Source organism: Roseomonas sp. CCTCC AB2023176, from assembly GCF_042259275.1.
GTDB lineage: Bacteria > Pseudomonadota > Alphaproteobacteria > Acetobacterales > Acetobacteraceae > Roseomonas.
The window spans coordinates 2,459,212-2,478,701 of record NZ_CP170086.1 but is presented as its reverse complement, the minus strand read 5'-3'; the positions used below and the strand labels follow the sequence as shown (position 1 = coordinate 2,478,701).

At 70.6% G+C, this 19,490-nt stretch carries 17 protein-coding genes and 1 pseudogene; 17 read left to right on the top strand and 1 reads right to left on the bottom strand.

Features of this window, described 5'->3' with window-relative positions; translation table 11 throughout:
• Window positions 1-245: 245 nt before the first annotated feature.
• Window positions 246-1,007: pseudogene (locus ACE7GA_RS12375) on the bottom strand (transglycosylase domain-containing protein); the annotation flags it as partial.
• A 101-nt stretch (window positions 1,008-1,108) separates the two neighbouring features.
• Here ACE7GA_RS12375 and ACE7GA_RS12370 point away from each other — a divergent pair.
• From ACE7GA_RS12370 to ACE7GA_RS12290, 17 genes are all read left to right on the top strand, one after another.
• Window positions 1,109-1,594, top strand: a complete 486-nt coding sequence (locus ACE7GA_RS12370; protein WP_376099799.1) for a hypothetical protein — start codon at window positions 1,109-1,111, stop codon at window positions 1,592-1,594.
• Window positions 1,595-1,918: 324 nt separating this feature from the next.
• Complete coding sequence (locus ACE7GA_RS12365; protein WP_376099797.1) at window positions 1,919-2,956, top strand: acyltransferase family protein; 1,038 nt, start codon at window positions 1,919-1,921, stop codon at window positions 2,954-2,956.
• Entirely contained in the window at window positions 2,953-4,032 is a 1,080-nt protein-coding gene (locus ACE7GA_RS12360; RefSeq protein ID WP_376099795.1) for an NAD-dependent epimerase/dehydratase family protein, read from the top strand. Before ACE7GA_RS12365 ends, ACE7GA_RS12360 begins: the two co-directional genes overlap by 4 nt.
• Complete coding sequence (locus ACE7GA_RS12355) at window positions 4,029-4,967, top strand: hypothetical protein (RefSeq protein WP_376099793.1); 939 nt, start codon at window positions 4,029-4,031, stop codon at window positions 4,965-4,967. Before ACE7GA_RS12360 ends, ACE7GA_RS12355 begins: the two co-directional genes overlap by 4 nt.
• Window positions 4,964-6,844, top strand: a complete 1,881-nt coding sequence (locus ACE7GA_RS12350) for a methyltransferase domain-containing protein (RefSeq protein ID WP_376099791.1) — start codon at window positions 4,964-4,966, stop codon at window positions 6,842-6,844. Before ACE7GA_RS12355 ends, ACE7GA_RS12350 begins: the two co-directional genes overlap by 4 nt.
• A gap of 117 nt (window positions 6,845-6,961) precedes the next feature.
• Window positions 6,962-7,600: a dTDP-4-dehydrorhamnose 3,5-epimerase gene (gene rfbC, locus ACE7GA_RS12345; RefSeq protein WP_376099789.1), complete on the top strand. Its 639-nt coding sequence runs from the start codon at window positions 6,962-6,964 to the stop codon at window positions 7,598-7,600.
• A gap of 25 nt (window positions 7,601-7,625) precedes the next feature.
• Window positions 7,626-8,714 carry a dTDP-glucose 4,6-dehydratase gene (gene rfbB / locus ACE7GA_RS12340; protein ID WP_376099787.1) on the top strand — a complete coding sequence of 363 codons (1,089 nt, stop codon included), beginning with the start codon at window positions 7,626-7,628 and terminating at the stop codon, window positions 8,712-8,714.
• A complete protein-coding gene (gene rfbD, locus ACE7GA_RS12335) occupies window positions 8,714-9,652 on the top strand; it encodes a dTDP-4-dehydrorhamnose reductase (RefSeq protein WP_376099785.1) in 939 nt (312 codons plus the stop codon). Before rfbB ends, rfbD begins: the two co-directional genes overlap by 1 nt.
• Window positions 9,653-9,665: 13 nt before the next feature.
• Window positions 9,666-10,541 carry a glucose-1-phosphate thymidylyltransferase RfbA gene (gene rfbA, locus ACE7GA_RS12330; RefSeq protein WP_376099783.1) on the top strand — a complete coding sequence of 292 codons (876 nt, stop codon included), beginning with the start codon at window positions 9,666-9,668 and terminating at the stop codon, window positions 10,539-10,541.
• 279 nt (window positions 10,542-10,820) lie between these two features.
• Window positions 10,821-12,032 (top strand): inositol-3-phosphate synthase, encoded by a 1,212-nt coding sequence (locus ACE7GA_RS12325; RefSeq protein WP_376099781.1) that lies wholly within the window; start codon window positions 10,821-10,823, stop codon window positions 12,030-12,032.
• Complete coding sequence (locus tag ACE7GA_RS12320; protein WP_376099779.1) at window positions 12,029-12,958, top strand: hypothetical protein; 930 nt, start codon at window positions 12,029-12,031, stop codon at window positions 12,956-12,958. The genes ACE7GA_RS12325 and ACE7GA_RS12320 overlap by 4 nt, the downstream gene beginning before the upstream one ends.
• Window positions 12,955-14,061 (top strand): methyltransferase domain-containing protein, encoded by a 1,107-nt coding sequence (locus ACE7GA_RS12315; RefSeq protein WP_376099777.1) that lies wholly within the window; start codon window positions 12,955-12,957, stop codon window positions 14,059-14,061. The genes ACE7GA_RS12320 and ACE7GA_RS12315 overlap by 4 nt, the downstream gene beginning before the upstream one ends.
• Entirely contained in the window at window positions 14,061-15,095 is a 1,035-nt protein-coding gene (locus tag ACE7GA_RS12310; RefSeq protein WP_376099775.1) for a Gfo/Idh/MocA family protein, read from the top strand. The genes ACE7GA_RS12315 and ACE7GA_RS12310 overlap by 1 nt, the downstream gene beginning before the upstream one ends.
• Window positions 15,086-15,940 carry an MBL fold metallo-hydrolase gene (locus ACE7GA_RS12305; protein WP_376099773.1) on the top strand — a complete coding sequence of 285 codons (855 nt, stop codon included), beginning with the start codon at window positions 15,086-15,088 and terminating at the stop codon, window positions 15,938-15,940. The genes ACE7GA_RS12310 and ACE7GA_RS12305 overlap by 10 nt, the downstream gene beginning before the upstream one ends.
• The gene (locus ACE7GA_RS12300; protein ID WP_376099771.1) at window positions 15,937-17,427 is read left to right on the top strand and encodes a YcaO-like family protein; all 1,491 of its coding nucleotides are present in this window, start codon (window positions 15,937-15,939) and stop codon (window positions 17,425-17,427) included. The genes ACE7GA_RS12305 and ACE7GA_RS12300 overlap by 4 nt, the downstream gene beginning before the upstream one ends.
• Window positions 17,424-18,254 (top strand): sugar phosphate isomerase/epimerase family protein, encoded by an 831-nt coding sequence (locus ACE7GA_RS12295; protein ID WP_376099768.1) that lies wholly within the window; start codon window positions 17,424-17,426, stop codon window positions 18,252-18,254. The genes ACE7GA_RS12300 and ACE7GA_RS12295 overlap by 4 nt, the downstream gene beginning before the upstream one ends.
• The gene (locus ACE7GA_RS12290; protein ID WP_376099767.1) at window positions 18,251-19,489 is read left to right on the top strand and encodes a glycosyltransferase family 4 protein; all 1,239 of its coding nucleotides are present in this window, start codon (window positions 18,251-18,253) and stop codon (window positions 19,487-19,489) included. The genes ACE7GA_RS12295 and ACE7GA_RS12290 overlap by 4 nt, the downstream gene beginning before the upstream one ends.
• Window position 19,490: the final 1 nt, after the last annotated feature.

Here is a 19,490-nt window from a genome sequence, read left to right as displayed (position 1 = left end):
ACGGCCTGGGCCCGCAGGTCGAGGGTGGTACGGAGGACGAGGTCCGCCGAGCCGGGAAAGCGGGTCGCCAGATCCTCGTTCACCCAGTCGGCGAACCAGCCGGTGTCGCGGGACGGGCGGGCCGGGAAGGCGATGCGCTCTGCCTCGGCCTTCGCCTGCGCCTCGGTCAGGGCGCCGGTCGCGACCATGGCGCGCAGCACCTCGGCCGCCCGTGCCGCGGCGGCATCGGGGTTGGCGCGGGGGTTGAGGCGGGAGGGGGCGCGGGGCAGGCCCGCCAGCACCGCGGCCTGCCAGACCGACACTCGCCGCGCCGGGACCCCGAAATACAGCCGCGATGCCGCGTCCCAGCCGAAGGCGCCGCCGCCCAGATAGGTGCGGTTGAGGTAGATCTCGAGCAGCTCGTCCTTGGTGAACCGCGATTCGAGCCACAGGGCGAGCATGGCTTCCTGCACCTTCCGCCGCAGCGACCGCTCGGGCGTGAGGAAGAGGTTCTTCGCGAGTTGCTGGGTCAGCGTGGAGCCGCCCTGGGCGACGCGGCCGCCCGTGAGGTTCACCCACGCGGCGCGGGCCAGGCCGAACACGTCCAGCCCGAAATGCGACCGGAAGCGGCGGTCCTCGATCGCGAGCAGGGCGGCGGGGACGTGCGACGGCAGGTCGCGCAGGCGGACCGGCTCCCCATAGAGGTCGCCGGCGGTGGAGAGGAGGCGGCCGTCGGCCGCCTCCAGCGTGACCGAGGGGCGCCGGGTCGTGGCCAGCGCATCCTCCGGCCGCGGCAGGTCCCAGGCGAAGACCAGGAGGAGGACGGCCAGCGCCAGGCCGCCCCATACCGCCAGCACGACGAGCCGGGCGAGCCAGCGGCGCCGGCGCGGTGCCGACGCCGCGGGCGCCGGCGCGGCCCGCGTGGCGCCTCGCGGTGGCCGGCCGGGCTTCGATGACCGCGTCGTCGCGTCCGTCGCGGCAGGCGCCCCGGCCCGGCGCAGGGTCGTTGCAGGGTGGGGCCGGGGCATGGCAAGAGGACCCTATCACGCTGCCGCGAGGGCCGCACGCCCGTCCCGGGCAATGATGCACCGGGCAGGGACGGCGGGCGTCACGAGAAGGTCCCGACCACATGCGGGAGTTCCGAGGTCCGGGGGTTGGGCTCGTCGCCCTGTCCCTCTCCATGCTGTTGCCCGTCGTCGCGGCGGCGCAGAGCCAGCAGTGCCGGATGGAGTGCGATGCCGGCGCCGCCACGAATCTGGCGGAGGCCCGCCTTTGCCTCGCGCGGTGCGAGGTGCGGGTGGCCGCGCTTGGCAGCCGGGGTCCTTCGGGGACGACGGCGATGCCGAACCCGCAGACGGCCTGGACGACCGGGCCGCAGGCCGCGCCGCGTGCTGCCGCCCCGCCGGCCCGCGCCGTGGCCGCCACGGCCGGACGGCCCGCGCGACGCGGCGCGACCAGCCCCCTGCCCCAGACCCTCACGACGGCCATGGCCAACGCGAATCCGGCGAACCCGTCGGGGGGCAACTTCATGGCACGGGTGATGGGGGCCCAGGCTGCGACGCTGCCAGCCAGCCCGGCGCCCGCACGGCCGGTGGCGGGGCGACGGACCCAGTGATGCTCCCGCCTGCGGGGTGATGCTCCCGCCTGCGGGGTCATGTCAGGGTCCATTGATCGGATGGGAGGCGCCGAAAGTCCCAGCAATCCGCAGGTCGTCCGGCGGGCACCCCTGCGCCGCAAGAGCCAGCGGACGGGTCGACGACGTGATCTCCGGCGGCGGCCCCCGGAACCTGGGGCGATCGGCATAGGGTCGCCGGGCCCCGGGGGGGGGCCGCGAGCGCTTGTGTCACGGGGCCGTTTCGGTATGTCTCGCATTGACATGCCCGACGTCCTCGCTCCCGCGCAGCACGCTGCGCCAAACGGCACGCGCATGCCGTCGGCGATGACGTCCCCGGCCCACCGGAACGGCTTCGATGCCGTTCGCATCGTCGCGGCCACGATGGTGATCTACGGACATGCCTTCCCGCTGACGGGCAACGTCGGCCCGGGGTTCCTCGGCAATTCGATCGCGACGATCGGGGTGAAGATTTTCTTCGTGACGAGCGGTTTCCTGATCACCCGAAGCTGGCTTTCCGATCCCGACCCAGTCCGGTTCGTGCTCCGGCGTGGCCTGCGGATTATGCCTGGATTGATCGGCGCGATACTCTTCACGATCCTCATCTTGGGTCCCGCCTTCACGGCGCTTGGCCTGGCCGAATACGCGGCCCATTCCGGGACGGCCCTCTATCTCTGGAACATCCTTCTCTTCCCGATCTACTACCTGCCCGGAGTCTTCACGCAGAACGTCTATCCCGGCGCCGTCAACGGCTCGCTGTGGAGCCTGCCGCCAGAGGTGCTGATGTACCTCCTGACCCCGTTTCTGCTCGGGCGGCGGGAACAATCGGGCAGGGTCGCCTTGCCCGTCTTCTGTCTCCTGCTCGGTACCCTCGCAATCTCCCTTGTGCGCGTCCTGCCGACACCCAGCCAGGCCGTCGTCTACGGGACAGGGGTGACGTCGCTCCTCGACGTCGCCGTCTATTTCCAGATCGGGGCCGTCTGTGCCCTGTTCGGCTGGGAGCGCTTCGCGCGACCATTGCTCTCTCTCGCCATGCTCGGATTATCGGCGTGGTGGGTTGTGCAGAATGCCGTGCTGACGGAACTCGTCCTCTTCCTCGTTCTCCCGTTCGCCGTCATCTCCGTCGGCCAGCAACGCTTGGCATTCCTCAGCCCCATCCTGCGACGGAACGACGTGTCCTACGGCCTGTACCTGTACGGCTTCCCGGTACAGCAGGCGCTCATAGCCTTGACCGGCAACCAGATGACGCCGATGGCGAACCTCGCCGCGGCGCTTCCGGTCACGCTCGTGCTGGCCGTGCTGTCGTGGCGCTTGATCGAACGGAGAGCCTTGTCGTGGAAACCGCAGCGCAGGCCCTCCCCATGAGCGCCGGCAGGGGGGTTTGCGTCGTCACCGGCGGCGCCGGCTTCATCGGTTGCGCCCTCTCGAGGTCGCTCCGGGAGCACTTCCACCGCGTGATCGCCTTCGACAACCTGCACCCGCAGATCCACCCCACGCGGATGCGGCCGCCGGCCCTGCATCCGGACGTCGAGCTGTTCCAGCACGACGTCACCGACGCGGCGGCCTGGGACACGCTGCTCGCGTCCGTTCAGCCCACCGTCATGATCCACCTCGCGGCGGAGACCGGCACCGGCCAGTCGCTGACGGAGGCAAGGCGGCATGCCGAGGTGAATGTCGTGGGCACGGCTGTCATGCTGGACGCCCTGACGCGCGCCGGGCAGGTACCCGCCCGCTTCGTCCTCGCCAGCAGCCGAGCGGTCTATGGCGAGGGCGCCTGGCGCTCGCGTGAGGACCGGGCCATCCGCTACCCCGGCCAGCGGTCGCGCGCGCAGCTCGCCGACGGCATCTGGGACTTTCCCGGCCTCGAACCGGTCCCGGCCTCCGCCGCCTGGACCCAGCCCTCCCCCGTGAGCGTCTATGGTGCGACCAAGCTCGCCCAGGAGCATATGCTCTCCTCCTGGGCGGCTTCCTTCGGGACGGAGCTGGTGATCCTCCGGCTCCAGAACGTCTACGGCCCCGGGCAGAGCCTCTCGAATTCCTATACCGGTATCCTTCCGCTCTTCTGCCGCATCGCGCGCGAGGGGACGAGCATTCCCCTCTATGAGGACGGGACCATGCTCCGCGACTTCGTTTTCATCGAGGACGTCGCCTCGGCCCTGATGCAGGCAGTCCGGATCGACACGCCACCCCGACAGCCCGTGGACATCGGGACGGGCGGGCGCGCCTCGATCTCCGATGTTGCGCATCGCATCGCACATCACTACGGCGCTCCCGTCCCGCACGTCTGTGGCAAGTATCGCTTCGGCGACGTCCGGCACGCTGCCTGCGACATCGAGGAGACGACGCGGGGGTTCGGGTGGCGTCCCCGGCGCGGGCTGGAGGACGGCGTGGCGACGCTGGCCGGCTGGGTCGAGAACGAGCTTTCGGGTAGGGCAGCATGAGTCTCGCCATCGTCACCCCGCAGACCGTGCTCTGGCATCCGCGCGCGATCGTCCAGGTGCAATCGGTCCTCTACAACAGTGACCCGGCCGCCGTGGCCCGTGCCGCGACGAGCGTCGCCCGGGCAGCCGACCTGGCAATCGGCGGTGGCGGTTGCGCCAAGGTCGTCCTCCGCTACGGCGATTGCTCCCCACTGCCCTGTCTCGGGGAAGATCAGCTTGCGGCGATGCGGGACGCAACCGCCGACACCATCACCATCGAGTACACGCATTTCGGCGCCAACCTCGGCTCGGCCCGCGGACACAACGAGCTGGCAGGCCTGTTCGAGGGCGACTTCATCCAGGTGCAGAACCCCGACGTCGTCATCTCGCCGCGGACGATCGTGACACTCCTGAAGTCGTTCGAGCGGCCGGGCGTCGGGATGGTCGAGGCGAAGCAGCTGCCGATCGAGCACCCGAAGGACTACGACCGCGCGACGGGCGAGACGTCCTGGGCCAGCACGGCTTGCGTTCTCATCCCCATGCCGGTCTTCCGCCACGTCGGCGGCTTCGATGCCGACAATTTCTTCCTCTATTGCGACGACGTGGATTTCTCATGGATGGTAAGGCTCGCCGGCTTCAGGGTGCTGCACCAGCCCGCGGCCGTCGTGCTGCACGACAAGCGCCTGTCTGCCTCGGGTGCGTGGCAGACCTCGGCGGCGGAGCGCTACTACTCCGCCGAGGCAGCCCTGATCATCGCACATAAGTGGTCCCGACCCGATCTGGTGGAGCAGTACGTGAACTTCTTCTGCAACGCCGGCACCGAGGAGATGAAGAAGGCGGCACGGGCTTTCGAGACGCGGCAGGCCGAGGGCCGCCTCCCGATGCCGCTGGACCCCGAGCACAAGGTAGCCCAGTTCGTCCAGACCTTCTACGCGCCGCACCGGTTCCAGCTGTGACCGGCCAGCTCGCGGGCGTGTACGACAACCAGTTCGCGCATACGAACGTGTACGGGCACGCGCTGGCGCTGCTGCAGCGTCACCGCGTCCGCGTCGATGGTGCGGCGATCCACCTGGACGTTGGGTGCGGGTATGGCCGCATTGCCGAGCCGTTGAGCGAGGTGCTCGGGCTCGCCTATGTCGGCGTGGACGGCGACGGGAATGGTCCCGCCTCTCTCCGCGACCGCGGGTTCGAGGCGCATCAGGCCTGGTTCGCGGGCGAGGAGGCGACCTACGAGGCGCTTCGGACCGCCGTCGGGGGGCGGCGGGTGGCCTCCATCACCATGCTCGACACGCTCGAGCACTTGCCGGACGGCGACGCCGTGCTGCGCGCGATCGCGCGCCTCGCGCAGGAGCACGCGGCCCACGTCGTCATCAGCGTGCCGAACGTCGCCCATCAGGACGTAGGCTACAAGCTCGCCTTCGGCCTCTGGGACTACACGCGAGCTGGTCTCCTGGACCACACCCACACGCGGCTGTTCAGCGCCGAAGTTCTGGACCGCGTCCTCCGCCGTGCCGGCCTGTACGGATTCGACCGCAACGACGTCCTGTTCGCCGAGAGCGACCAGCACTTCCCGCGGACGCATCCCGTGCTGGCGGGCGGCACCCAGCTCCGTGCCCAGTTGACCGCGATTCGAGGCGCGGCGAACCCCTCCGCGGACGTGAACCAGTTCGTCCGGATCTGCGCGCCCGGTGCCCCGGCCTTGCAGGACTGGTTCGTCGAACCGCGGGATGACCGGCAACGACCTTTCCTCAGCGTCGTCGTCCGGACGCAGGGAAAACGCGAACACACGCTGACCGAGGTCCTGGTCGCCATGGCCGGCCAGACCGACACCAGCTTCGAGGTCATCGTCGTAGGCCACAAGCTCGGCCTCGAGAGGCAGCTGAGGGTCGAACGCATCATCGCTGATTCGCCGACCTGGCTGCGCGAGAAGTGCCGGCTGCTGCTGGTGGACAGCGGCGAGCGGGCCCGTCCCCTGAACGAAGGCTTCGCCGCGGCGGAGGGGCAGTACATCGCCATCATGGACGATGATGACCTGCCTTTCGCCCATTGGGTCGAGACGTTCAGCTCGCTCGCGGAGAGACATCCCGGCCGGCTGCTCCGGGCCTCCTGCGTGCGCCAGACCGTGCAGACGGTCGAGGTCGGGGGCATACCGGGTCTGCGCGCGGTCGGGCCGATGGAGAACCTCTACCCCGGGGAGTTCGACTTCCTGGCCCACCTGCGGATGAACCAGACGCCGAACCACTGCCTGGCCTTCCCGCGCGGCGTCTTTCACGACCTGGGGATGCGCTTCGACGAAAGCCTGACGACCACGGAGGACTGGGACTACATCCTCCGCGTCGCCGCCGTGGCCGGGACGGCGTCGAGCAGCGAGATCACCTCGGTCTACCGCTGGTGGACGGAAGACGAGAGTTCGCGCACCGTCCATCCCCAGCAGGAATGGCGCCGGAACTACCAGCGCGTGCTGGACAAGATCGACTCGATGCCGATCCTGTTCCCGGCGGGAACGACGGAGCGGCTGCGCTATCTGCTCGACGCCTATGACCGGCATCATGCGCTTCAGGAGGGGATGGCCGCCGGGCGGCGCGACGGCGAAGTGGAGGCCGCGGAGGAACGCGCCCGCTATCTCGGCGAGGTGGCCGCGATCCTGACCTCGACCTCCTGGCGCATCGCCTGGCCCATCCGGTCGCTCGGACGGCTGCTCGGCAAGCCGGCACCGGATTACCGCGGCTTCTGGCACAAGGACACAGCGGAGCTGAAGGAGATGGTCAACTTCCTCCGGCACTCGACCTCCTGGCGGGCAACGGAGCCGCTCCGCCGCCTGCGCAGGAGCTGAATGCGGCCGGTTGCCGGCTCGGGTCGCGTCGCTCGAAGGCGCTTCCCGGCCCGTTCAACCTTGCCGTGCTCCGGACGTGTCACTAGACCGACGGCCGATGGCGACCGAGGAACACCGATGAAGGGCGACGCCTGTGCCTCAGCTCCGCAGGGTGAGGTCCGCACCTCGGGCAACGTGACCGCGCGCCTGGTAGACCCGGTCTTCGGGCCCGGGGGCCCCCTGCACGTGACGGTGCGCCGGTTCGGCGATCACCGCGGCTGGTTCATGGAGACCTGGTCCCAGCGCGACTTCGCGGCGGTGGGGATCGCGGTCGAGTTCGTGCAGGACAACCATTCGATGTCGGGCCAGGTCGGCACGCTGCGGGGGATGCACTTCCAGGTGCCGCCGCGCGCCCAGGGCAAGCTCGTGCGGGTGCTGCGGGGGGAGATCCTCGACGTCGTGGTGGACATCCGGCGCTCCTCGCCAGGCTATGGCCGGCACGCGGCGGTGCGGCTGGCGGGCGGGACGGGGGACGCCTTCTGGGTGCCGCCGGGTTTCGCGCACGGCTTCGTCACGCTGACCCCGGACACGGAGGTCGCCTACAAGGTGACGAACGTCTATGCGCCGGAGTGCGACCGGGGCCTGGCCTGGGACGATCCCGACCTCGCCCTGCCCTGGCCCGACTTCGTGGCGATGGGGTTGCCGGGCGGGCCGGTGCTGTCCGACAAGGACCGGCGGCATCCCCGGCTGCGCGATCTGCCCGCATGTTTCGACTGACCCCTTCCCCAGGACGGACCAGCCCATGCGCGTAATCGTCACCGGCGGGGCCGGCTTCATCGGCTCGGCCCTCGTGCGGCTCCTCCTCTCGCCGGAGGCGGGCGGGGGCCACGAGGTCGTCGTGGTAGACAAGCTGACCTATGCGGGCGACCGGCGGACGCTGGCGTCCGTCGAGGGCGCGCCCGGGTTCCGCTTCGTGCAGGCCGACATCTGCGACGCGGATCGCATGCGTGCGCTGTTCGAGGAGGTGCGGCCGGAGGCCGTGATGCACCTCGCGGCCGAGAGCCACGTGGACCGCTCCATCGCAGGCGCCGCGCCCTTCATCCAGACCAACGTCGTCGGCACGTTTGCGCTGCTGGAGGCCGCGCGCGCGCTGCTGGCGGGCTACGGGCCGGAGGAGCGGGCGGCCTTCCGCTTCCTCCACGTCTCGACGGACGAGGTCTTCGGCTCGCTCGGGCCGACGGGCGCCTTCACGGAGGAGACGCCCTACGACCCCCGCTCGCCCTATTCGGCCTCGAAGGCATCGTCGGACCACCTCGCGCGGGCCTGGCACGAGACCTACGGCCTGCCGACGATCGTGACGAACTGCTCGAACAACTACGGGCCCTACCACTTCCCGGAGAAGCTCATCCCGCTCGTCACCCTCAACGCGCTCGAGGGCAAGCCGCTGCCGGTCTACGGGGACGGCGGCAACGTGCGGGACTGGCTCTTCGTCGAGGACCACGTGCGCGCGCTCTGGGCGGCCGTGACGCGGGGCAAGATCGGGCAGACCTACAACATCGGCGGCCGTTCCGAGCGGACGAACCTCGAGGTCGTGCACGCGATCTGCGACACGCTGGACCGCCTGCGGCCCGCATCCCGTCCCCGGCGCGAGCTCATCACCTTCGTCGCCGACCGCCCGGGCCACGACCGGCGCTACGCGATCGACCCCGCGAAGGCGGAGCGGGAGCTGGGCTGGCGCGCCTCGCTCACCTTCGAGGAGGGGATCGCGCGCACGGTGGCCTGGTACCTCGACAACGAGGCGTGGTGGCGTCCCTTGCGGGAGGGCAAGTACGCCGGCGAGCGGCTCGGGCTGCTGCCGGGCGCGGTCACGGCCGCGGGCAAGGCGGCCTGATGCGGGTCCTCGTCGCCGGGCGCACGGGGCAGCTCGCGGTCGAACTCCTCGCTCGCCTGCCGCGGGACGGGCATGCGGTGGAGGCGCTGGAGGCGCCGGCGCTCGACCTGACGGACGCGGCCTCGATCGGGCGCGCCGTCGCGGGCGCCTTCGGCGGGGCCGGGCCGGAGGCGGTGATCAACGCCGCGGCCTACACGGCCGTGGACCGCGCGGAGGGCGCGCGCGACCTCGCGCACGCCGTCAACGCGACGGGGGCGGGGCTGCTCGCCGAGGCGGCGGCGCGGCGCGGGCTGCCCGTCGTCCACGTCTCGACCGACTACGTCTTCGGCGGCGACAAGGGCTCCCCCTACGTCGAGGACGATCCGACCTCGCCGCTCGGCGTCTACGGCGAGACGAAACTTGACGGCGAGCGGCTGGTCGCGGCCGCCAACCCGCGCTCGGCGATTCTGCGCACCGCCTGGGTTTGCTCCCCGCACGGGGGCAACTTCGTCAAGACCATGCTGCGCCTCGCCGCCGAGCGCGAGATCGTCTCGGTCGTCGCGGACCAGCACGGCGCACCGACCTTCGGGGCCGACCTCGCGGACGCCATCGCGCGGATGCTGCCGCGGCTCGCCGGCTCGCCGGCGGGCGATCCGGGCGACCCCTCCTCTCCCTGGGGCGTGTTCCACTTCACCGGCGCCCCGCACACCACCTGGCACGGCTTCGCCCGCGCGATCTTCGACGGCGCGGCGGCGCGCGGTCACAGGACCCCCGACTTGCGGGCCATCACGACGGCGGACTACCCCACCCCCGCCCGTCGCCCGGCCGACGGGCGGCTCGACTGCTCCAAGATCGGGCGCGTGCACGGCATCGCCGCCCCGGACTGGCGCGCCTCCCTCGCGGCCTGCCTCGACATCCTCATCGGCCCCCCTCTCGTCACACTGGACACCCACGCATGAAGGGCCCCACCGCATGAAGGGCATCGTCCTCGCCGGCGGCTCCGGCACGCGGCTGCATCCCGCAACCCTCGCCGTCTCGAAGCAGCTCCTGCCCGTCTACGACAAGCCGATGGTCTACTACCCGCTCTCGGTGCTGCTGCTCGCGGGCATCCGCGAGATCCTCCTCATCTCGACGCCGCACGACCTGCCGCTGTTCCGGCGGCTGCTCGGCGACGGCTCGCAATGGGGCATTTCGCTCACCTACGTGCAGCAGGACGAGCCGAACGGCATCGCGCAGGCCTTCATCCTCGGCGAGGAGTTCCTCGCCGGCGAGCCCTCGGCCCTCGTGCTCGGGGACAATATCTTCCACGGCGGCGACCTGGAGCACCGGCTGGCCGAGGCGCGGCCGGAAGGAAGCGGGGCCTCGGTGTTCGCCTACCACGTGGCCGACCCCGAGCGGTACGGCGTCGTCGAGTTCGACGAGACGGGGCGCGCCATCTCGCTCGAGGAGAAGCCCGCGACACCAAGGTCGCCCTGGGCGGTCACCGGCCTCTACTTCTACGACGGCCGCGCCTCGCAACTCGCCCGCTCCCTCACCCCCTCTGCCCGCGGCGAGCTCGAGATCACCGACCTCAACCGCCTCTACCTCGAGGAGGGGAGCCTGCGCGTCACCCGCCTCGGGCGCGGCTTCGCCTGGCTCGACACCGGCACCCATGACAGCCTGCTGGAAGCCGGCGAGTTCGTCCGCGCCATCGAGAAGCGCACCGGCATGAAGATCGCCGCCGTCGAGGAGATCGCCTGGCGCAAGGGCTTCCTCTCCGACGAGGGACTCCTCCGCCAGGCCAAGGACCTCAAGAAAAGCGGCTACGGCCAGTACCTCGAAGCCGTCCTCGCAGGCGGGCGGGAGTAGCGGCGAAACCGCGCCTGGCGTCCAACGCCAGGACGTCGAAGGACGCCCCGCGTCGTCGTTCGCCGCGTCGTCCCAACGCCGGCACGCGGAATGTGTTCCGCTTCCGCAGGCCACTCCGCCTCCAGAACGAACATCGTGGGCTTGAGCGTACATTCCCTCCGCTGCACCCGCTTCGAGCGCACGCCCGCGTGAGATGCCCCCGACCTGCACGTGCCTGTGATTGGCACATTTCCCAAGAAGGCCTTCCTTCCGCAGGGTAACCTTACTTGGGATGGAATCATGTCGGTCGCGCAAGCCCACCGTAAGCTCGGTGTGGCGGTGGTGGGGCTTGGCGGGGCGGTCGCGACGACGGCTGTCGCGGGTGTCGAGGTCATTAAGAAGGGCGCCAATCAACTTGAGGGCCTGCCGCTGGCCGAGGTGAACGTGGCAGGGCTGGTCGATTACCGCGACATGGTCTTCGGCGGCTGGGACCTCGACGGTTCAGACCTCGCCGCCGCCGCCGCACACCATAAGGTGCTGTCCGATGCGCAGCTGCGCGAGACCGGCGAGGCGCTGGCGGCCATCTCACCCTTCGCGGCCGTAGGATCGGGTGCCTGGTGCAAGGGCGTCACGGGCCGCAACGCGCAGGAGACCGCGGGCCACCGCGCCGCCGTCGAGGCGATCGCGAAGGACCTGGAACGCTTCCGCCGTGACTCCGGCGCCGATGGCGTGGTGATGATCAACCTCGCCTCCACCGAGCGCACGGCGCGCGACGGCGAGGCGCTGCACTCCATCGAAGCCTTCGAGCGTGCGCTGGACGCGAACGATCCGGCGATCGGGCCGGCCATGCTCTACGCCTACGCGGCGATTGAGAGCGGCGTGCCCTACGGAAACTTCACCCCCTCCGTCGCCGCGGACGCGCCGGCGCTGAAGGAACTGGCGCGCAAGCGCAACGTCGCCGTCGCGGGCAAGGACGGCAAGACCGGCCAGACCATGATGAAGACGGTGCTGGCGCCCGCGCTGCGGTCCCGCGCGCTGCACGTGGACGGCTGGTTCTCCACGAACATCCTCGGCAACCGCGATGGCGAGGCGCTGCGGGACCCGGACAGCCTGGCGTCGAAGCTCGACACCAAGGGCAACGTGCTCGACAGCATCCTCGGCTACCACGTCGAGGACCATGTGGTGGACATCCGCTATTACCGCCCGCGCGGCGACGACAAGGAGGCCTGGGACAACATCGACGTGTCCGGCTTCCTCGGGCACCGCATGCAGATCAAGGTCAACTTCCTCTGCAAGGACTCCGTCCTCGCGGCGCCGCTGGCGCTCGAGATCGCGCGGGTCCTCGACCTCGCCCAGCAGCGCGGGGATGGCGGCGTGCAGGAGCAGCTGTCGCTGTTCTTCAAGGCGCCGATGGTCGCGAACGGCCATGCCCCGGAACATGCTTTCCATGAGCAGGAGCGGATGCTGGTGGACTGGCTCGGCGCGCCGAAGGCGACGCGCCGCGACGCTTGACGGACGGGGTTCCCGCGCGGCCGGCGGCGGAAGTACCGCCGGCTGCACTGCTCGACCTGCTGCGCGAACTGGGGGACCTGAAGCGCGTCCGCTCGGCCGCGCATGACGGCTCCATCTCCGAGCGTCTCTTCGCCCATGCGTGGGGTTGGCTGGTCGCGGGCGGGGGCGTCGCGGATGTCTGGCGGTCCGTCGCCGCCGACGCGCTGGCCGCGACGCGCCTGGGCGATCTGGACGAGGCAGCCTTCACCGCCGTCGGCATCCCCGCCGAGGCGGCGCGCGACATACGCCGCCGGGCGTTGGAGGAGGCCTGCGAGGGATTGCCTGCCGCTTTGGTGGATGCGGTGGTCATCGGCCTGGACGTGGAGGCAGTACGGGAAGCCCCGCCGCCCTTCGTCGCGCGCCTGGCGCGTCAGCCACGGGCCGGCGTGACCTGCCCCGGTCGCCCGCGCCTGTTGCTCGAGCCGCCCGAGAACCACGCCGAACACTGCCTGATGACGGCGGTCTACGGCGTGATCCTCTCGCCCACCTACGGCGCCGATCCCGGGACGGTCTTCCTCGCCTCCCTCGCGCACCACCTGCACAACGTCTGGCTGCCGGATTCCGGCTTTGCGGGCGAGGTGCTGATGGGCGAACACCTGGAGCCCGCCTTCGCCCGCGCGACGGAGATGTCGCTGGCCGAATTGCCGGATGCCCTGGCCGCTGCCACCCGCACCGCACGGCGCATCCTTCCCGACGACGCGACGCCGGAGGGCCGCGCCTTCCACGCCGCCGATACGCTGGACCGCGTGTTGCAGATCGAACAGCACCTGCGCGCCGGCAAGGCCACGATGCGCTATGTCCTGCACGACATGGCCCTGGTGCACGAAGGGCCGGTGAAGACCTTCCAGGACCGTCTGCTGCGCGCGGTAGGCCTGCTGGAGCCGTGATCGCCGATACCGCGCATTCCCTAACGGACGAGTCAGGCCGCCGCTGGCCCGTGATCGACGGCATCGCATTCTGCCGCGCCTCCCGCCCTGCGCTGGCAGCCGAGGCCTTGGCCCGGCTGGACTCCGGTGACGGCGACGGAGCGCTCACGCTGCTGCTGGCGGACCAGGATGACTGGTGGCGCGGCCCCGCAGCCGATCCGAAGGCGGTGCGCGACCTCATGCGGAACCGGCATCGCCTGACGCTGAGGGAAGCGATGGCGCACCTGTCCTGGGGTCCCGTCGCCGACTACTTCGCGCACCGCTGGAGCGACCCGACCTTCCTCGCAGGCCTCGCGCTGATGGAGACGCACTGGACCGCGCCGCGCAGCGCCTTCGAACTGGCCTGCGGCATTGGTCACTACCTCCGCGCCTTGTCCCAGCGCGGCGTGGCGACGACGGGTGCCGACGTGGTCTTCGCAAAGCTCTGGGTCGCGCGGCACTGGGTCGCGCCGGAAGCGGAACTGATCTGCCTCGACGCCTCCGTGCAGCCCTGGCCACTGGATCCGTCGCGTCGGTTCGACCTCGCCGCTTGCCACGACGCCTTCTACTTCCTCGAACCGAAGGCGGAGATCCTGGCGACGCTGCGGCGCCTCGCGGACGGCGGCTGGCTTGCCGTCGGCCACGTGCACAACCGGGACTGGCCGAACCTGTCGGCGGGCAGCGCGATCACGGCATCCGAGCTCTCCGCGCTGTTCCCCGATGGGATCGTGTACGACGACGCGGAACTTACCAGGGCCGCAGTGGAGCGCCGCGTGCCGCGCAGCGCTCCGGCGGCGGCGCTGACGGGCGCGGAAGCCTTCTCGGTCGTCGCGGGCCCCGGCGCCTCGCCCGCGCGCGCCGTCACGGGCGCGCTGGCGATGCCGCCGCAGGGAACGCCGCTGCGACGCAATCCTCTCTACGACGGCGACCGGATCGCCTGGCCCTCGGACCGCTACGCCCGGGAATACGGCCCCCGCGCGACCTACCCCGCACGCCCCACCGCACCGGAACGCGCGACGGCCGACGCGACGACGGCGGACTGGGCGCTGCGCCGCGAACTGCTCGACCTGCCGGAGCGCTGGTGATGCCCGAGGCACCGCTGCCCGCCCGCAGCATCGGCTGGGGCGTCGTCGGCTATGGCTGGGTCGCCCGCGACTACGCGGCGCCCGCGATCCTCGCGGCGGGCCACCGCGTTGCAGGCATCTGCGATCCCGGCGCGGCTGCACGCGAGGCCGCGGCACGCGCGCATCCCGGCGCGGCGCTGCACGCCGAACTCGGCGCGCTGCTGCGCGACCCGGAGATCGAGGCGATCTACGTCGCCACGCCGAACCACCTGCATCGTGCCGCCGTGGAGGCCTGCGCCGAGGCAGGCGTACCCGTGCTTTGCGAGAAGCCGATGGCGGCGACGCTGGCGGATGCGGAGGCGATGTCGGCTGCCGTCGAACGCACGGGCGTCCTGTACGGCACGGCCTTCGACCAGCGCCACCACCCTGCCCACGTCGCCATCCGGGACGCGGTCCACGCCGGCGCGGTCGGCACGCCGACGGCGGTCCGCATCGCCTACGCCTGCTGGCTCGGCCGCGACTGGTCTGTGACGGGGGAGGGCGACAACTGGCGCGCCGATCCCGCCCGCGCCGGCGGTGGCGCACTGATGGACCTGGCCCCGCACGGGCTGGACCTGACGGACTTCCTGCTGGGCGACCCGGTGCAGGAGGTCGCCGCCGTCACGCAGCGCCGGGTGCAGGACTACGCGGTGGATGACGGCGCGATCGTCATGGGGCGCACCCGCGGTGGCGCGCTGCTGTCGTTGCATGTCGCGTATAATTGTCCGGACGCCCTGCCGCGCCGTCGGCTAGAGGTCCTCGGCAGTGGCGGCATGATCATCGCCGAGAACACGATGGGCCAGGACCCAGGGGGAAGCGTGACGCTGATCGGCGCCGATGGCGCACGCCGCGCGCTGGACGTGCCGGACGCCGATGCCTTGCCCTTCACGCGGCAGATGATGGCCTTCGGGCGGGCCGTGGCGACGGGTGACCGCGGCGGCTTCTCGGCCGAGCGTGACCTGCACACGATGCGCCTGCTGCAGCGCGCCTACGCGATGGACCCGCAATGCCCCTGACGCCCTGGGCCTGCGGCAATTGCGGCTTCTGGCAGAAGCATTTCGCGCCGCGCGGCTGCCCGGTCTGTGAGGACACGCGCAACGACCTGCCGCATGACGGCTGGGATTTCTGGCCAGAGGAACGCGTCGCCGCCCATCTGAGCGGCGCTTGGCGCTACCTGGACCGGGACATGGTGGCCTTCAGCACCACCCCGGCTTTCGGCCTCAACGGCACGGGCTGGCTGCTGCTGCATCCCGACGGCAACGTCGCCTTCGAGGCGGCGCCCTACTACACACCCCCGATGATCGAGGAGATCCGGCGCGTCGGTGGCATCCGCTACCTCGCCGCGTCGCACGTGCATGGCTACGGCGCGTTGTGGCAATTGCAGGACGTGTTCCAGCCGGAGGTCATGGCGATCCAGAAGGAAGACCTGCGCATGACCAAGGCCTTCCGCGTGACGTGGCCCTATGACGATGCGCTGGAACTCCGGCCGGGGCAGACGCTGATCCATGTCGGCGGCCACTACGAAGGCCAGGCCGTGCTCTACGACGAGCGGCGGCGCACGCTGTTCTGCGGCGACGCCTTCAAGGTGGACCAGTCCGCGGCGGGGGAGAACCTGGCGGTCTCCACCCACAAGGCCTTCCACAAGGATATCCCGCTCTCGCCCGCCGAGGTGCGCAAGTACCGGGAGGTCATCGCCGGCCTCGAGTTCGACACGGTCTGCACACCCTTCGAGCACGCGCACGGTGTGACGACGGAGATCGCGCTGGCGGTGCTGGACGACCAGCTCCGCGGCCCGCCTGGCGTCCGGCACATCCCGATGGAGGAGCTGCGGCGCCGCGCCGCAGCCAAGGTGAACGCATGAGCAGCACGAACGAAGCCGACCTGCGCCACGTCGCCGAGGCCTTCCGGGCCACGATGCCTGCGGATGCGCTGGTTTCCGTCTTCCGGATCGATCATCTGGACCGCACTGGCGTGCCCGTTGTTCAGGCCTCCCTCATCCGGGGCGAGGATCCGGCGATCACCGGATACGGCTACGGCGCCACGCCGATCGAGGCCGAAGTCGGGGCGCTGGGCGAGCTCTGCGAGGAAGTGCACGCCGCGGATTCCGTGGACCGCGCGGACTACATCCGCGGCACCTATGCCGAACTGTCCCGGACGCGAGCGGTCGTGGACCCGTTGACGCTCTGCCTGCCGGCCGGGTCGGACTACGACCCGGATGGCACCGCGATGGACTGGATGGAAGGCCACCGATGGCCCTCCGGCGAGCCGGTGCTGTTGCCCGTGGAATGGGTCGCGGCCTACCACGACCAGCTGAAGCGCACGAAGGCCGTGCTGATCACGCCGATCACGAATGGCCTCGGTGCCGGCTTCGACCTGGAACACGCGATCGCGCACGGCATCATGGAACTGCTCCAGCGCGACGGGAACGTGATCAACTACCGCGCGCTGGACCAGGGTGTCGTGGTGGACACGGAGGGGGTGACGGACCCCGTCGTCCTCTCTCTCACGCAGCGTCTGCGGGCCGACGGCATCGAGCCCGTCGTCAAGCTCGCCTGCACGGATTTCGGGATGGCGAATCTCTACGTCGTCGGGAACGACAAGGGCAATCCGATGGCCCCGATCCAGGTCACGGCCTGCGGGGAGGCGGTCTCGCCCGACCGGGAGAGAACTCTGCGCAAGGCGTTGCTGGAATTCTGCGGATCCCGCGCCCGCAAGGCCGCGACGCACGGTCCGATCGAATGGCTCGCGGCCAACATGCCGCCCGACTACGTCAAGCGGCAGATGGAAGTGGCGGAACTGGAGAACGAGGAGCCCCGCGCGCTGGCGGCCATGACGGAATGGATCGCGCAGGACGCCGGGGAGCTGCGGCGCCGCCTGTCCAGATCCGTCTTCTCGGAAACGCGCCGCGTGTGGTTCACCGACCTGCCGACTGTGTCCGGCACCACGATGCTGGACAGCCACACCCGGCTGCGGACGCTGGCGGATCGGCTGGAGGCGGAGGGTCTGGGCATCATCGCCGTGGACCTCTCGCCGCCAGGACATGGCGTCCGCGTCGTCAAGGTCATCGTGCCCGGCCTGGAGGCGGAGACCATGTCCTACCACCGCATAGGTTGGCGCGGCGTGCGCCGACTGAGGGCGCGGCAGGACCCGCTGATCCTTGACGCGCCGCGGGACGGCGCGAAGCGCGTTCGCCTGCGGCCCGAGGACGAGGCCCGCGCCGGCGGCCCCGCCTGGTTCGACGGCGCCCTGGCCGACCGCATCGTTGGCAAGCTTTACCCACTGTACCGGGAGACCGGCACCTTCTCCGCACAGCGTATGCTGCAGATGCAGCGGGCGGCCGCGGAATGACGCTCCGCTTCGCCTACAACACGAACGGCGCGTCCAACCACCGGCTGCACGACGCCGTCGCGATGACCGCCGATGCGGGGTACGATGGCGTGGCGCTGACGCTGGACCACCACCACCTGGACCCCATGGCAGAGGACTGGTCGCAGCAGGCCGAGGCGCTGTCGCTGCAACTGGCGCTGCGCAACCTCGGCTCGGTCATCGAAACTGGCGCGCGCTACCTCCTAACCCCCACCGCGAAGCATGAGCCCACGCTGGTCACCGCCGACCCGGAAGGCCGCGCGCGCCGCGTCGCATTCCTCAAGCGCGCCGTGGACGTGGCGGCGCTGCTCGGCAGCGAGGCCGTGTCATTCTGGGCCGGCGTCCCAAAGCCCGGGGTGGACCGCAACGCGGCCTGGACCTGGCTCCACGAAGGCGTCGCGGACGTCCTGGAATACGCCGCGACGAAGGAAGTCACCTGCGCCTTCGAGCCGGAACCCGGCATGCTCGTCGGGACGGTGGACGACTGGTCCCGCCTGCGTGACGGCCTCCCGCCGCTCACCCTGGCCCTCGATCTCGGCCACCTCCTCGTCACGGAAGAACGGGACCCGGTGACGGCGCTGCACGAATTCGCCGGCAACCTGGGCACCGTCGCAATCGAGGACATGAAGCGCGGCGAACACATCCACCTGCCCTTCGGCGAAGGCGACATGGACATCCCCGCTTGCCTCGATGCGTTGGAGGCCATCGGCTTCGACAGGCTGGTCTGCGTCGAACTCTCGCGCGAAAGCCATCGCGCCGACACGATGATCCCGGAATCGCTCCGCTGGCTCAGATCTTGCCGCGGATGAGGGTTCTGTTCTGCTCCCGCCGCTTCTTCCCCGCGATCAGCGGGATGAGCGTCTATGCCCTTAATCTGCTGCGGCAACTGGTCGCCCACGGCCACGACGTGACGATGGTCAGCCAGTACCGGGGCGATGCGACGGGCACGCGCGTCTATGGCGGCGGCCCCCCCCCGCCCGTGCCCGGCGTCAAGGTCATCGGCCGTCAGTCGCTGGGCGAAGAAGCCTTTGCCGAACCCGGCGGCGCCGATTTCGAACGCGACGTGCAGGACATGGTGGACACGATCGCCGCCGAGCATCGGGCAGAACCCTTCGACGTGCTGCACGCCCAGTACGGGTACCCCAACGGCTGGGCCGTGCTGCTGGCCGCGCGCCAACTCGGTATTCCGACCGTCGTCTCGATCCAGGGCGGCGACGGCCACTGGGTCGGGTCCTGCTGCGAGACGCATCGCCTCGCCATGCTTCTTGTCCTGGAACACGCGAACACGCTGTTGATCGGCTGCGATTCCTTCGCGATGGAAGTCGTCGAACGCCTCGCCGTACCGCGCGATCGCTTCACCATCGTGCCCGGCGCCGTGGACGTGCACCGATTCCACCCCACCCCCGGCCGTTCGCCGGGTGATGCGGAGGACCCCGTGCGCCTGTTCTACCACGGTCGCGTGGACCGCCGGAAAGGTGCGCTCGACTTCCTCGAGGCGCTCGCGGCGCTGCGGGCCGAAGGCCTGCCCTTCGCAGCCACGATCTCCGGAATTGGCCCCGACCTCGACGCGTGCCGGGAACGCGACGCGGCACTCGGCCTCGGCGTGCACTTCTCCGGCTACGCCGACTACGATGCGGCACCGGCGCTCTACCGCGAAGCCGACGTCTTCGTCTCGCCGACCTACGCGGAAGGCTTCTCCAACACGATCCTCGAGGCCATGGCCTCCGGAATCCCCTGCGTCTCCTGCCGCGCGGTCGGGGTGATGGACTGCCTGCGCCACGACGACAACGGCCTGCTCTCCGAGCCCGGCGACGTGCCGGCGCTCACCGCCAACCTCCGCCGGATCATCACCGACGCCCCGCTGCGGCACCGCCTGGCCGCGACGGCGCTGGAGGAATGTCGCCGCACCTATTCCTGGGAGGCGGTCGGCGCGCAGATCAGCGGGATCTACGGCGCTCTTCGCGGCCAGAAACCCGCCGTCAACTTCGACGTGAGCCTGCCCCGTGACGCGTGCCGCTTCCGCGCGCAGCCTCACCTGCTCTGAC

Coding starts and splice junctions, on each gene's coding strand:
- ACE7GA_RS12305 (WP_376099773.1), top strand. CDS start 15,086: ATGCCCCTGACGCCCTGGGCCTGCGGCAATTGCGGCTTCTGGCAGAAG.
- ACE7GA_RS12360 (WP_376099795.1), top strand. CDS start 2,953: ATGAGCGCCGGCAGGGGGGTTTGCGTCGTCACCGGCGGCGCCGGCTTC.
- ACE7GA_RS12310 (WP_376099775.1), top strand. CDS start 14,061: ATGCCCGAGGCACCGCTGCCCGCCCGCAGCATCGGCTGGGGCGTCGTC.
- rfbC (WP_376099789.1), top strand. CDS start 6,962: ATGAAGGGCGACGCCTGTGCCTCAGCTCCGCAGGGTGAGGTCCGCACC.
- ACE7GA_RS12290 (WP_376099767.1), top strand. CDS start 18,251: ATGAGGGTTCTGTTCTGCTCCCGCCGCTTCTTCCCCGCGATCAGCGGG.
- ACE7GA_RS12300 (WP_376099771.1), top strand. CDS start 15,937: ATGAGCAGCACGAACGAAGCCGACCTGCGCCACGTCGCCGAGGCCTTC.
- rfbA (WP_376099783.1), top strand. CDS start 9,666: ATGAAGGGCATCGTCCTCGCCGGCGGCTCCGGCACGCGGCTGCATCCC.
- ACE7GA_RS12370 (WP_376099799.1), top strand. CDS start 1,109: ATGCGGGAGTTCCGAGGTCCGGGGGTTGGGCTCGTCGCCCTGTCCCTC.
- rfbB (WP_376099787.1), top strand. CDS start 7,626: ATGCGCGTAATCGTCACCGGCGGGGCCGGCTTCATCGGCTCGGCCCTC.
- ACE7GA_RS12355 (WP_376099793.1), top strand. CDS start 4,029: ATGAGTCTCGCCATCGTCACCCCGCAGACCGTGCTCTGGCATCCGCGC.
- ACE7GA_RS12365 (WP_376099797.1), top strand. CDS start 1,919: ATGACGTCCCCGGCCCACCGGAACGGCTTCGATGCCGTTCGCATCGTC.
- rfbD (WP_376099785.1), top strand. CDS start 8,714: ATGCGGGTCCTCGTCGCCGGGCGCACGGGGCAGCTCGCGGTCGAACTC.
- ACE7GA_RS12295 (WP_376099768.1), top strand. CDS start 17,424: ATGACGCTCCGCTTCGCCTACAACACGAACGGCGCGTCCAACCACCGG.
- ACE7GA_RS12325 (WP_376099781.1), top strand. CDS start 10,821: ATGTCGGTCGCGCAAGCCCACCGTAAGCTCGGTGTGGCGGTGGTGGGG.